Below are 13,675 nucleotides of genomic sequence, written 5' to 3' on the forward strand. Positions count from 1 at the left end.
TAGTCCGCTGTTCTGGCAAGCAGCGGGTCCAACTGACCAAGGCACATCGCGGTTCTCGGTGCTGGCGCGCTCCGGGAAGGTAGGCGATCGTGCTGGGGGGTGGCGCGGTCTGAGCATGACAGGTGGAGCAAGCCGTGACATGCCCTGCCGGGGACACGCCCTCGGTTGATTTTGTATCCGCTGCGCCCGTGGTCGAGCTGGACCGGCCATACAGCCAGCAGCGCTGGTTGCTGATGCTCCCGCATCGTGATCGGCTCATCCACATAGCCCGTAGGCGGTTGCCGAGCAAGGCCGACGCGGAGGATTGTGTACACGAGGCATTCATCCGCGCCGCCGGATTTCGGGATCTCGACGCGAGCCGGGTCGGGCAGTTTCTGACGACGACGGTGCTACGTCTGTGTATTGATCATCATAGAGCTCGTCAGCGCGCGGAGCGGGCGGTCGTACGCGGCTATCTGCAGCCGTGGGAGCCGGCCCCGGACGACGCCGTCTGCGACCGTGCGGAAGCCCGCTGGCTGCTGGCCCGGGCCGGGGCACTGCAGGGCCGGGAGCGTGAGGTGATCATGGCTCGGGCGGCCGGGAAGAGTACCCGGGAGGCGGCCGCGGATCTGGAGATCAGTCTCAAGGCTGCCGAGGGAGCGTTCACCCGTGGACGTGCCCGTCTCATTTCCTTCTCTCGGAACTGATGCTCTCGGAACTGATGCTCCGCAGCCGCAGGCCCCGCGGGGTCGGGTGGAAACCGGCGCGCTCCAGGGCGGCACCCAGGGTGCTGCCGACGATCGTCTGCCCGTCCGCCTTCTCCACCGTGAGCCTGCCGAGCCGGCCGTCCCGCACGGCGCGGGCCAACGCCTCCACCGCCGGGGCCACCCGATGGTCGTTCTCGGTCCATGACAGCAGGGAACGGCCCCCGCGTTCCACGTAGAGGATGAGTTCCCCGTCGATGATGACGACCATCGCGCCCGCCTTGCGCCCCGGCCGGTGGCCGGCGGCGCCGTCCGCGTCATCCCCCGGTCGGGTCGGCCAGGGCAGCGCGGCACCGAACGGGTTGGCCGGATCGGCCGCGGCCAGGACGACGGCCTGCGCGGACGATGAGCTCGGTGGGCCGGCCGCCGGCTGCGCCCAGGCCGGGGCGGCCTCGGCGTCCCGCTGTGCCGCGGCGATGGAGCGCAGCCGATCGACCGCTCCCGGGACGGCGAACTGGGCCGCGCCCAGGGACTCGACGAAGTAGCCCCGGCGGGCGCGGCCGGCGTCCTCGAAGGCGCTGAGGACCCGGTAGACCCCGGCGAACCCGCCCGGGTGCCGCTCGCTGGTCACCGCGCCGCGGGTGACGATGCCGTGGCGCTCGAGCAGCGCCTCGGCCAGCGCGTGGGCGCGCCGGGTCGGGTCGGTGTCCCGCTCGGGCAGCAGCGACCAGCGGCCGGCGGCCGTCGGGGGGCCGGTCCGCCGTGGCATCGCCGGCCGTCCGTACCGTGCCGCCCGGGGACGGGGGACGGCGGCGGCACCCAGCAGGGCGCGCAGCGGGGCGAGGGTGTCGTTGGTCACCCGCCCCGCCCAGACGAGATCCCAGAGCGCGGTGGCGAGCGCCGTGTCGTCGAGCGAGCCCATCCGGTCGGACAGCGCCCGGAAGAACAGGGCCGCCCCGCCGGTGAGCGCGTCGAGAATCGCGGTGTGCAGCGGACCCGAGGCGATCTCCGGGTCGGGCGGAGGCAGCAGCAGGGGCGCGGTGTCGGCGAGGACCAGGGTCAACCAGCCGCCGTCCCCGGGCAGCCCGCCGGCGCCCGCCCAGTGCACCTCGCCGGCGGAGCACAGCTCGTCGAGCATCGCCGGTGAGTAGTCTGCGACGCGGGCCGGGAGGACGAGCTGTTCCCACGCGCTCGCCGGGATCAGCGCGCCCTGCAGCTGCTCGACGGCGCGCAGCACGCCGTCCACCCCCCGGCCACGTCCGCTGGTGACCGACTGCCAGGCCGGTAGGAAGGCACCGAGGACCCGGGGCGGCACCGCCTCGACCTCCTTGCGCAGGGCGGCCAGGCTGCGTCGTCGCAGCGCGCGCAGCACGCCCGCGTCGCACCACTGCTCACCGCCGCGGTCGGGATGCAGCTCGCCGCGGACGAGGCGGCCGCCGCGGACCAGCCCGTCCAGGACACCGGCGACCACCGCCGTGCCCAGCCCCAGCCGGGCGGCCGGTTCCTCGGTGTCGAACGGTCCGTGGGTACGGGCATAGCGGGAGATCAGGTCTCCGAGAGGGTCACGCACCGGTTCGGTGAAGGCGTCGGGAACTCCCACCGGCAGCGGTACGCCCAGGGCGTCGCGCAGCCGGCCGGCGTCCTCGATCGCGACCCACCGCTCCTCGCCGGCGATACGGACCCGCAGGGCCCGGCGGGTCCGTTCGAGCTCGGCGAGCCAGCCCAGGGTGGCACCCCGGGCGACCGCCTCCGCGGTGGTGAGGTCGCCGAGCATGCGCAGCAGGTCGGCCACCCCATCGACATCGCGGGCGTGGCGGTCCGGGGCGAGCCGCGCGAGCTCCGCGGCGACCTGCGCGAGCGCCGCGGGATCGATCAGCTCCCGCAGGTCCGCCTCGCCGAGGAGCTCGGCCAGCAGGGAGCTGTCCAGTGACAGCACCTGCGCCCGGCGTTCGGCCAGCGGCGCGTCCCCGTCGTACATGAAGGCGGCGACGTAGCCGAACAGCAGGGCGGAGGCGAACGGAGACGGGGACGGCGTCTCCACCTCCACCACCCGCAGCGTGCGGGCCGACACCTCGCGCATCAGCTCCGCGAGCGCCGGAACGTCGAACACGTCCTGCAGGCACTCCCGCATGGTCTCCAGCACGACGGGGAAGCTGGCGAACGTCGCGGCGACGGACAGCAGCTGTGCGCTGCGCTGGCGCTGCTGCCACAGCGGGGTCCGCCGCCCCGGGGTCCGGCGGGGCAGCAGCAGGGCCCGCCCGGCACACTCGCGGAACCGGCTGGCGAACAGGGCGCTGCTCCCGATCTCCGCCCGCACGATCGCGTCGATCTCGTCCGGCTCGAACAGCGCGAGATCGGCGCCGGGCGGCTCGGCGGCATCCGGGATCCGGGCGACGATGCCGTCGTCGGTGTGCATGATCTGGACGTCGACCCCGTACCGCTCGCGCAGCCGGGCGCCCAGGGCGAGCGCCCAGGGTGCGTTCACCGGAGCACCGAACGGGGAGTGCACCGCCAGGCGCCAGTCGCCGATCTCGTCCCGGAAACGCTCCACGACGATCGTCCGATCGTCACCGAGACGGCCGACGGCCGCCTTCTGCTCGTCGAGGTAGCGCAGCAGGTTGGCGGTGGCCCGATCGTCGAGGCCGGCGGCCCGGACGCGGTCGGCCGCCGCCTGCGCCGGCAACCTGGTGATCTCGCGCAGGAACGCGCCGAGCGCGCGGCCGAGTTCGGCGGGTCGGCCTGGGGCGTCGCCATGCCAGAAGGGGAGCCGACCGGGCCGTCCCGGAGCCGGCGTCACCAGGACCCGGTCGGCGGTGATCTCCTCGATGCGCCAGCTGGATGAGCCGAGGAGCACCACGTCGCCGACCCGCGACTCGTAGACCATCTCCTCGTCGAGTTCCCCGACCCGGCTGGAGCGCTCCCCGACGAGGAAGACGCCGAACATGCCCCGGTCGGGAATGGTGCCTCCGCTGGTCACGGCGAGCCGCTGGGCGCCCGGGCGGGCGGTGAGGATCCCGGTGACGCGGTCCCAGGTGATGCGGGGGCGCAGCTCGGCGAACGCGTCGGAGGGGTAGCGGCCGGCGAGCATGTCCAGGACCGCCTCGAAGGCGGAGGCCGGCAGCGTCGCGAACGTCGCGGTGCGCCGGACCAGCGCGCCGAGCTCGTCGACGTGCCAGTCCTCCATCGCCGTCATTGCCACGATCTGCTGGGCCAGCACGTCGAGGGGGTTGCGCGGGTACCGCAGCCGCTCGATCGCCCCCGAGCGCATCCGCTCGGCGACCACGGCGCATTCGAGCAGGTCGCTGCGATGCTTCGGGATGATGACGCCGCGACTGGCGGCGCCGACCTGGTGGCCCGCGCGGCCGGTGCGCTGCATCCCGGCGGCGACGCTCGGCGGGGACCCGATCTGCACGACCAGGTCGACGGCTCCCATGTCGATGCCGAGTTCCAGGCTGGAGGTCGCGACGACCGCGGGCAGCCGGCCAGCCTTGAGATCCTCCTCGATTCCGGCCCGTTGCTCCCGGCTCACGCTGCCGTGGTGGGCCCGCGCGATCTCCGGCCAGCCCGCTGTGCCGCCGCCCTGGCCCGAGGCGCCCATCAACGCCGCGGGTGACGTCCGGCCGGCTTCTCCCGGCCCGTCCCCGGCCACGGATTCGCCCGCGGCGGTGGCCGCGGCGAGCCGCTCGGCGTACAGCTCGTTCAGCCGGGCGCAGAGCCGCTCCGCGAGCCGGCGCGAGTTGGCGAAGACGATGCTGGCGGAATGGGCCAGCACGAGGTCGAGGACATGCTGCTCGACCGCCGGCCAGATCGACGCTCGGTGCGGAGCGGAGGCCGCCGAGCCGTCCGGGGACTCGTCGAGGAGCGGTCCGCCGAGCCGGGTCATGTCCTCGACCGGCACCACGACGTCGATCTGGAGGGTCTTGGCCGCGGGCGGGCGGACCACCGCCACCGGGGCCGTTCCGCCCAGGAAGCGGGCGACCTCCTCGACCGGCCGCACCGTGGCGGACAGGCCGATCCGCTGGGCCGGGGTGTCCAGCAGGGCGTCCAGACGCTCCAGGCTCAGCGCGAGGTGGGCGCCACGCTTGGTGCCCGCCACCGCGTGGACCTCGTCGACGATCACCGTCCGGACGCCGCGCAGCGACTCCCGCGCGGCACTGGTGAGGATGAGGAAGAGCGACTCCGGGGTGGTGATCAGGACGTCGGGGGGCCGGGTGCCGAAACCGCGCCGTTCGGCGGCGGGGGTGTCGCCCGACCGCAGACCCACGGTCACGTCCGGCTGGGGTAGACCGAGCCGTTGCGCGGCGGAGCGTATCCCCGCGAGCGGCGCCCGCAGGTTCCGTTCGACGTCGACGGCCAGCGCCTTGAGCGGGCTGACGTAGAGCACCCGGCAGCGCCGGGTGGGCTCGGCCGGCGGCGTCGAGCGGGCCAGCGTGTCCAGCGACCACAGGAAGGCGGCCAGCGTTTTCCCCGAACCCGTGGGTGCGACGACCAGCGCGTTGCCGCCGGTGCGAATCGCCTCCCACGCGCCCCGCTGGGCGGGGGTCGCGGCGGTGAAGGCCGCGCCGAACCAGCTCCGGGTCGGGGCGGAGAACGCCGTGAGCGGATCCGGCGGATCGGGGGAAGTGAAGCCGGGCACGTTGACCAGTCTGCGTCGAGGGACCGACAACTTTCCGCCGGTGTGGTTCAGGCCGGGCCCGCCGTGGGGCCCGGCCTCGACCCGGTCGTGGTTCCCGCGACCGTGGTTCCCCCCGACCGTGGTTCCGCCGGTGGGAACCCCAACCGGGGATCCCCGGTGGGGATCCCCGACCAGGACCCCCTTGGGTGGTCCCGTCCCGTCCGGACGGTGCACACTGGCGAAGTGCGGTTGACCGAGTTCTGGGCGAAGATGAACACACGGTTCGGTTCCGCGTACGCAGAGTCGTTTGCGCGTGATCATGTGTTGTCCGGTCTCGGTGGCGCGACGGTCGAGGTGGCCCTGGCCCGTGGTGACGACGCCAAGACCGTCTGGCGAACCGTGTGCGAGGAGTTCGATGTGCCGGCGCGGGAGCGCTGAGCCACCGTCCGGTGTGTCGTCGGGTCGTCGAACGCATGTTCGTCTAGAGTCGTCCCTGTGCGGCTACTTGTCCACAGATCATCCTCGACCCTCGAAACTGTCGGACCCACGGCCTAACGTCATCCTCGTGGCCAAGACTCGACGACCTCAGCATGGAGTAGCTCCAATGGCAGGACTCGACCGTGAGAAGGCGTTGGATAACGCCTTGGCGCAGATCGACAAGCAGTTCGGCAAGGGATCGGTCATGCGGTTGGGGGACGACGCCAGGCCGCCGATCCAGGCCATCCCCACCGGTTCGATTGCTCTGGATGTCGCGCTCGGCATCGGCGGGCTGCCGCGGGGGCGCATCATTGAGATCTACGGCCCGGAGTCGTCCGGGAAGACGACCGTCGCCCTGCACGCGGTGGCGAACGCGCAGGCGGCCGGTGGTATCGCGGCGTTCATCGACGCCGAGCACGCGCTCGACCCCGAGTACGCGGGAAAGCTCGGCGTCGACACCGACGGTCTGCTGGTCTCCCAGCCGGATACCGGCGAGCAGGCGTTGGAGATCGCGGACATGCTTGTCCGGTCCGGCGCGCTGGACATCATCGTTATCGACTCGGTGGCCGCGCTGGTCCCGAGGGCCGAGATCGAGGGTGAGATGGGGGACAGCCACGTCGGCCTCCAGGCCCGCCTGATGTCCCAGGCTCTGCGCAAGATGACCGCGGCGCTGGCGAACTCCGGCACGACCGCGATCTTCATCAACCAGTTGCGCGAGAAGATCGGGGTGATGTTCGGCTCCCCGGAGACCACGACCGGTGGTAAGGCGCTGAAGTTCTATGCGTCGGTGCGCCTCGATGTCCGTCGTATCGAAACCCTCAAGGACGGCACGGAGGCCGTGGGTAACCGGACCCGCGTCAAGGTGGTGAAGAACAAGGTGGCGCCGCCGTTCCGGACCGCCGAATTCGACATCGTCTACGGAGGCGGTATCAGCCGGGAGGGTTCCCTGATCGACATGGGGGTCGAGCACGGCATTATTCGTAAGTCCGGTGCCTGGTACACCTACGACGGCGATCAGCTCGGCCAGGGCAAGGAGAACGCCCGGTCGTTTCTGCGGGACAACCCCGATCTGGCCAACGAGATCGAAAAGAAGATCAAGGAGAAGCTCGGCATCCTGCCCAGTCTCGAATCCGATGCCGTGGCGCCCGTCCCGGTCGATCTGTAGCCGATGGCAGGAGCAGATCCGGGGAATGCCGCGGCCGGTCCGTCGTTCGCCCGGACGGCCGTCGCGGCGGACGAAGAGCCGCGGCTGAAGGATCCGATCTCGGTCGCGCGGGAGATCTGTCTGCATCAGTTGGCGACCAGAGCGAGGAGCCGAGCAGAGCTTGCGGCGACCATGCGGCGACGAGGGGTCACCGATGAGATCGCCGGTGTGGTCCTCGACCGGTTGGCCGCCGTCGGTCTGATCGATGACGAGGCCTTCGCCGCCGCCTTCGTCTCCTCCGCTCGGGCCCGTCGTGGGCTGGGTAGGCAGGCCTTGGCCACAGAGCTGCGTAAGCGGGGAGTGGATCCGGACACCGTCGAGGCCGCCGTGGCGGTGGTCGGGGCGGACGACGAGGAGGAGGGCGCCCGCGAGCTCGTCCTTCGTCGGCTGCGGTCGATGGACCGCCTGCCCGAGCAGGTCCGTACCCGAAGGCTCCTCGCCATGCTGACCCGAAAGGGCTATCCGGTCGAACTGGCGGTCCGGGTCGTGAGCGAGCAAGTCGCTCAGGGGCTCGACGGCGGAGGTCGGATGGCCTGGGTGGTCGATGGCGACGAAGACGACGGCTCGGTGTGAGTGGTGGGGAGATTGAGCCTGGGCCGTCAATGCGCCCTTATTTCTTGACCAGGGATTGTGCGAGACCTAGTCTTTCTTGAAAGGTGACAGGACTCCCGCGGCGACGCGGTCTTGATAGCTCGTCCAACTTCACACGGAGGCAGCCGCTGCGAGTGGGTGCCCGAAGACGGTATGCTCGCCGGCCGGTCGACGTTGGATAGGCCGGTTCGGGAGGCCGTCCGGGCTCCATATCGCAATGGCGCAATCCGCGTGCTGCCCCTCTACGGCTGTGATCGTGCCGAGACGAGGGTCCTTCGCCGCTCCAGCCCGCCTGTGCGGGTCCGACGGAAGCGGAGGGAGCAGCGATGGAGGGCGTCCTCGTCGTCCTGTCGTCACTCGTACTTGCCGTCCTGAGCGTTCTGATCCTCGCCGTGGCGCGGTTGGTCCGGGCGACCCGGGTTGACAAGATACCCGACCCCGCTCCGGTGGTGTCCCGAACCCCGGCCGCCCGGGACGTCGGGGACGTGACCGGTCCAGCGGACGTGACCGGTCCGGCGGACGTGACGAGTCCGGCGGACGTGACGAGTCCGGCGGACTTCGACGAGGAGCCGACGGTCCGCGTCCTGCCCACGGTCCGGGAGGGTTCCGGCGCTCCGGCCACGACGGACGCCGACTCACCCGCCGATCGAGACGGCACCGCCGCGCGGACCGGGGGTTCGGCCGTGACCGCCGATCGCTCCGACGGCGGCCTCCGCGCGGCTCATGGTGGTAGCGCGGAGGAGGCGGCGCAGATTGTGGCCCGAGCCGAACGGGAGGCGGCGGAACGGTTGGCGCGGGCTGAGCGGGATGCCGCCGAGATCCGGCGACGCGGCGAGGAGGATGTCGCCCTACTGCGCGAGCGGATGCTCGCCGAGGCGGCAGTCGAAACCTCGCGGCTCCAGGCCGCGGCGAGAGAGTCCGTCCGCGCCGAGCAGGAGGCCGCCCGGACCGAGATCGCCGCGGCGCGGGCGGCGTTCGACGGTGAGCAGCAGGCCCGGCGGACGGAACTGCAGAGCCGGGAGGCTGCGCTGGCCACTCGGGAACAGCGCGTCGAGGACCGGATGGCCAGCATCGACGATCATAGTCGTCGCCTGGCGGGCCGCGACCGCGACCTGCTCGACCGGGAGAACGACCTGGCCCGTCGGACGGTTGAGGTGGCCGACCTCGAACGTGCCCGTCATGCCGCGCTGGAGCAGGTGGCCGGGCTCACCGCCGGGCAGGCCAGGGGGGAGCTGATCGCCGTCATCGAGCAGGAGGCCCGGCGGGAGGCGGCGCTGATGGTCCGCGAGATCGAGGCCCGGGCTGAGGAGGAGGGTGAGGAACGCGCCCGCAGGATCGTGACCACCGCCATCCAACGGGTCGCGTCTGACCAGACCACCGAGTCCGTCGTGACGGTCCTGCATCTTCCCGGCGATGAGATGAAGGGCAGGATCATCGGGCGGGAGGGACGCAACATCCGGGCTTTCGAGTCCGTCACCGGGGTCAACGTGCTCATCGACGACACGCCCGAGGCGGTGCTGCTGAGCTGCTTCGATCCGGTGCGTCGCGAGGTCGGTCGCATCACGCTGGCGGCTCTGGTGTCCGACGGCCGGATCCATCCGCACCGCATCGAGGAGGAGCACGCCCGCGCCCAGCTCGAGGTGGCCGAGCGGTGCGTGCGGGCGGGCGAGGACGCCCTGCTCGAGACCGGCATTTCCGAGATGCACCCCGAGCTGGTCAATCTGCTGGGCCAGTTGCGTTACCGAACCAGCTACGGCCAGAACGTGCTCGCGCACCTGATCGAAAGCGCCCACCTCGCCGGAATCATGGCCGCCGAGCTGCGCATGCCGCTTCCACTTGCGAAACGAGCGGCTCTGCTGCACGACCTCGGCAAGGCTCTTACCCACGAGATCGAGGGCTCTCATGCGTTGATCGGGGCGGATGTGGCCCGTCGCTACGGTGAGGACGAGGAGGTCGTGCACGCGATCGAGGCCCATCACAACGAGGTCGCACCCCGCTCGATCTGCGCGGTGCTGACCCAGGCCGCTGACCAGATCTCCGGTGGCCGGCCTGGCGCCCGCCGCGACAGCCTGGAGTCGTATGTGAAACGGCTCGAGCGCATCGAGCAGATCGCCGGTGACCGTCCGGGTGTCGACAAGGTGTTCGCCATGCAGGCCGGCCGGGAGGTGCGTGTCATGGTCGTGCCCGAGGAGGTCGACGATCTCGCCGCCCATCTGCTCGCCCGGGACGTCGCCAGGCAGATCGAGGAGGAGCTCACCTATCCGGGTCAGATCCGGGTGACCGTCGTGCGCGAGACCCGTGCGGTGGGCACCGCCCGCTGAGCCGGGATGCGGCCGCCGAGGCGGCGGTCCTGGCGGCGGTCCAGCCATCGGGCCAACAGCGACAGCAGCCCGTTGGTGACGATGTACATCACCGCCATGACGGTGTAGATGGGCAGGGCGTACCTGCTGCCCAGGTACTCGACCGCACTGCGTCCTGATCGCAGCAGCTCGCTGTAGGCGATGACGTAGCCCAGTGAGGTGTCCTTGAGCAACGTCACCAGCTGGCTCACCAGCGTCGGGCTCATCCGCCGGACCGCCTGGGGAAACTGGATGAGGCGGAAGATCTGGACCGGCCGCAGCCCGACCGCCGCCGCGGCCTCCGTCTGCCCCCGGTCGACCGACTGGATCCCGGCGCGGAAGATCTCGCTGAGCACCGCCCCGTTGTAGGCGGTCAGCCCGATGACCAGGGCCCAGAACGCCGAGAGCCGCCAGCCGAGCGCCGGCAGACCGAGGTAGGCGAACAGGATGAGCATCAGGACAGGCAGGCTGCGGAACAGCTCCACCAGCAGCGTGGCCGGGATGCGCACCGCCCGGCGCTGGGACAGCCGGGCCAGGGCGAGCAGGGTCCCCACCGCCGAGGCGAACAGCATCGCGGTCAGCGCGGCGCGCAGCGTGTCGAGCAGCCCGTTCCACAGCAGGGTGCGCAGCGCCGGTTGATCGACGAAGACACTCCAGCGCTTGCCGTCGAGCTGGCCGGAGTCGGCGAGGCGGAGCACCGCCAGCGTGACCAGCCCGACGAGGACAGCGGCGGCCACCACACTCGCGATCAGGATGCGACGCCGACCACGCGGACCCGGTGGATCGGCCAGGATGATCTCGGTGCTCATCGCGCCCTCGCCACCCGTCGTTCGGCCAGGGACAGCCCGGCTGCCAGCACCGCGGTGAGGATCAGGTATGCCACCACACCGCCGAGCAGCACGACGATCACCGCATCCGGATTGACGGTCGTGAGCCGTTGGACCATGCCGGTCAGCTCCTCGACGCCGAACGCCGCGGCGATCGAGGTGTTGCGGATCAGCGCGCTCACCACGCTGCCCAGCGGTTGCAGCACGTTGCGGAATGCCTGCGGAAGGATGATCATTCGCAGTGTCTGGGAGAAGGTCAGGCCCAACGCACGAGCCGCTTCGGCCTGACCGAGGTCGACCCCATTGATCCCGGAACGCACCGCCTCGCAGACCAGCGCGGCGTGATAAATCGAGAGCGCGACCACCGCGAACGTGAAATATGAGAAGACGATGTCCAGCTGCGGCAGGACGAACACCACGAAGAAGAACACGACGGTCAGCGGGGTGTTGCGGACCGTCTGCACGTAGGCGGTGCCGGTCCAGCGCAGCGGGGGCACGGGGGAGACCCGCATCGCTGCGAGGACGGTACCGAGGATCAGCGCCGCGACGGACGCGAACAGGCTTAGCCCGACCGTCCGGCGGAAGCCCTCGGCGAAGATGTCGAGGTTATCGATGACGGCGTCGATCGCTGTCCTCCCTCAGGCGGTGGCGGGTGGACGACCGGTCGGCCCGGGTGAGGCCGACCGGTCGTGCCCCGAGCGATGATTGGCGGATCAGGACGTGTACCGGTCGGCAGCCGGGGGAGTGGGCACGGTCGGCTCCACCTTGCCGAGGGTCGAGGTGTACGCCTTCTCCCAGCGCCCGTCCTTGTAAGCGGCCTCGAGCGTGTCGTTGATGAAGTTCCGGAACGCGTCGTCACCCTTCTTGAGGCCGATGCCGTAGGGCTCCTTCGTGAAGGTGTCACCCACCACCTTGAAGGCGTCGGGGTCCTTGTCGACGAGACCCAGCAGGATGCCCTTGTCCGTGGTGACCGCGTCGACCTGACCGTTCTTCAACGCGTCGGCGCACTTGCTGTACACATCGAACAGCACGAGCTGGGCGGTGGGCGCCACCCGGCGGATGTTCTCGGCCGGCGTGGATCCGCTGACCGAGCACACCTTCTTGCCGGCAAGGGTGTCCTTGCCGGTGATGTCGGTGTTGTTCTTCGCGACCATGATGGACTGGCCGGAGACGTAGTACGGCCCCGCGAAGTCGACGACCTTCTTCCGTTTGTCGTTGATTGTGTAGGTGGCCACCACGAGGTCGACCCGGCCCTGCTGGATGAAGGGTTCACGGTTGGCCGACACGGTCTCCACGTAGGAGACCTTGTCGCGTGGGATGCCCAGGGCATCCGTGACGATCTTCGAGATCTCGACGTCGAAGCCCTCGGGCTGGCCGCTGAGGTTCTTCAGCCCGAACAGGTTCTGGTCGAACTTCGTCCCGATGATGATCTTTCCAGCGTCGTGCAGCCGGGCCATGGTGGTGCCGGCGGTGAAGGTCACCGAGGCGGTGGGTGCCGAGGCGTCGTCGCCGCCGCTCCCACAGGCACTCAGCCCGAGGGCGGCGAGCAGCGTCACGCCGGCGAGGAGCGCGCCGCCGCGCCTGTGGCGGCTGCGTCCGCGTGACAACCCGCCTGAGCTCCCGTTGAGATGCCCGGCGGCGGGGCGCCGCGTCCGGCTGAACGATGTACGCATGACTGATCCTCTCGCAGTGGTCCGGACCGCGGGTCCGGAGCAGGTGATCTGGCGTCGGGTGGTGTGTGTCCCCCTGAGGAACTGCGTCCCTCCGGTGGTACGTGCCTCTGGTGTGCCTCCGGGTGCCGGCGGCGCGGCGGGCGGCGGGTGCGACCGGGTCGGGCCCGGTTGGGCCGGGTTGGGCCCGGTTGGGCCGGGTCGGTGGAGGTCAGTGCTGCAGGACCCGGGCCAGGAAGTCCCGGGCGCGTTCGGTCCGCGGCGCGGCGAAGAAACTCTCGGGCGGGGCGATCTCGAGGATGCGGCCGTCCGCCATGAAGGCCACCCGGTCCGCGGCGGAACGCGCGAATCCCATTTCGTGGGTGACGACGATCATGGTCATGCCGCTGGTGGCCAGTGACCTCATCACGTCCAGCACCTCGGAGATCATCTCTGGGTCGAGCGCCGAGGTCGGTTCGTCGAAGAGCATGAGCACGGGATCCATCGCCAGCGCCCTGGCGATGGCGGCGCGCTGCTGCTGGCCGCCGGAGAGCTGGCGGGGCAACCGGTCCGCCTTGTCGGCGATCCCCACGCGTTCCAGTAGTTCCTGGGCCCGGGCGCGGGCCTGTAGGCGGTTGTGCCCCAGGACCTTGACCGGCCCCAGGGTGACGTTCTCGAGCACCGTCTTGTGCGCGAAGAGGTTGAACGATTGGAATACCATTCCGACCCGTGACCGCATCCGGGCGAGCTCATGGCTCTCCGTGGGCAGGGGACGGCCCTCGAAGAGGATCCGGCCCTCGTCGATCGTTTCCAATCGGTTGATGCAGCGGCACAGGGTCGACTTCCCCGACCCCGAGGGCCCGATGATGATGACGACCTCGCCCGCCTCGACGGACAGGTCGACGTCGGCCAGGACCCGGTTGTCGCCGAACGACTTCCCGACGCCTTCCAGGGTCACCAAAGGCATGTCGACCTCCCGGCACAATGACGGTGTGGTGTTGGGCCGAGCGTCCCGGCGGCCTCATGATGGAACGGCCAGGCGCGCGGATCGGTCGTGGGGCCGACAGCTGGGGCGGTCGTCTCGCGCGGATTTCGGCGCACTGGCGGGAACATTCGAGAATAGTATCCCTGCAGCTATGCAAATATATCGAGCGGGGTGTTGCCCGATATCTCGGGCGGCCTCCAGGCCAGGATGGGTCGCCCCAGCTCCCGACGGGGAGGGCCCCGGTCCCGCCGGCGAGGCGGTCCGCGACGCGATCCCGTCCCCGCCGGACCCAACCCAGCCCAACC

At 70.7% G+C, this 13,675-nt stretch carries 10 protein-coding genes; 5 read left to right on the forward strand and 5 right to left on the reverse strand.

Features of this window, described 5'->3' with window-relative positions:
* The first annotated feature begins 188 nt into the window (after positions 1–188).
* Complete coding sequence (locus tag AC08OV_RS18860; RefSeq protein ID WP_476620047.1) at positions 189–686, forward strand: RNA polymerase sigma factor; 498 nt, start codon at positions 189–191, stop codon at positions 684–686.
* Here AC08OV_RS18860 and AC08OV_RS18865 read toward each other — a convergent pair.
* Entirely contained in the window at positions 664–5,349 is a 4,686-nt protein-coding gene (locus AC08OV_RS18865) for an ATP-dependent helicase (RefSeq protein ID WP_476613907.1), read from the reverse strand. The genes AC08OV_RS18860 and AC08OV_RS18865 overlap by 23 nt on opposite strands.
* Positions 5,350–5,541: 192 nt before the next feature.
* Between AC08OV_RS18865 and AC08OV_RS18870 the strand changes: the two genes are divergently transcribed.
* The 4 genes from AC08OV_RS18870 to rny all read left to right on the forward strand — a co-directional run bounded on the left by AC08OV_RS18870 (position 5,542) and on the right by rny (position 9,891).
* Positions 5,542–5,736, forward strand: coding sequence for a DUF3046 domain-containing protein (locus AC08OV_RS18870; RefSeq protein WP_476613913.1), 195 nt, complete (start codon positions 5,542–5,544; stop codon positions 5,734–5,736).
* Positions 5,737–5,902: 166 nt separating this feature from the next.
* Positions 5,903–6,940, forward strand: a complete 1,038-nt coding sequence (recA, locus tag AC08OV_RS18875; protein WP_476613908.1) for a recombinase RecA — start codon at positions 5,903–5,905, stop codon at positions 6,938–6,940.
* Positions 6,941–6,943: 3 nt separating this feature from the next.
* Positions 6,944–7,552 (forward strand): recombination regulator RecX, encoded by a 609-nt coding sequence (gene recX, locus AC08OV_RS18880; RefSeq protein WP_476613909.1) that lies wholly within the window; start codon positions 6,944–6,946, stop codon positions 7,550–7,552.
* Positions 7,553–7,896: 344 nt separating this feature from the next.
* On the forward strand, positions 7,897–9,891 hold the full coding sequence (gene rny / locus AC08OV_RS18885) for a ribonuclease Y (protein ID WP_476613910.1): 1,995 nt from the start codon (positions 7,897–7,899) through the stop codon (positions 9,889–9,891).
* Here rny and AC08OV_RS18890 read toward each other — a convergent pair.
* From AC08OV_RS18890 to AC08OV_RS18905, 4 genes are all read right to left on the reverse strand, one after another.
* Positions 9,837–10,718 (reverse strand): amino acid ABC transporter permease, encoded by an 882-nt coding sequence (locus AC08OV_RS18890; RefSeq protein WP_476593985.1) that lies wholly within the window; start codon positions 10,716–10,718, stop codon positions 9,837–9,839. The two genes, rny and AC08OV_RS18890, sit on opposite strands and share 55 nt — an antisense overlap.
* On the reverse strand, positions 10,715–11,335 hold the full coding sequence (locus tag AC08OV_RS18895; protein ID WP_476593989.1) for an amino acid ABC transporter permease: 621 nt from the start codon (positions 11,333–11,335) through the stop codon (positions 10,715–10,717). Before AC08OV_RS18895 ends, AC08OV_RS18890 begins: the two co-directional genes overlap by 4 nt.
* A gap of 114 nt (positions 11,336–11,449) precedes the next feature.
* Entirely contained in the window at positions 11,450–12,409 is a 960-nt protein-coding gene (locus tag AC08OV_RS18900; RefSeq protein ID WP_476613911.1) for a glutamate ABC transporter substrate-binding protein, read from the reverse strand.
* A 208-nt stretch (positions 12,410–12,617) separates the two neighbouring features.
* Complete coding sequence (locus AC08OV_RS18905) at positions 12,618–13,352, reverse strand: amino acid ABC transporter ATP-binding protein (protein WP_476613912.1); 735 nt, start codon at positions 13,350–13,352, stop codon at positions 12,618–12,620.
* Positions 13,353–13,675 lie beyond the last annotated feature (323 nt).

Source organism: Frankia sp. CeTa3Moorea, from assembly GCF_978021225.1.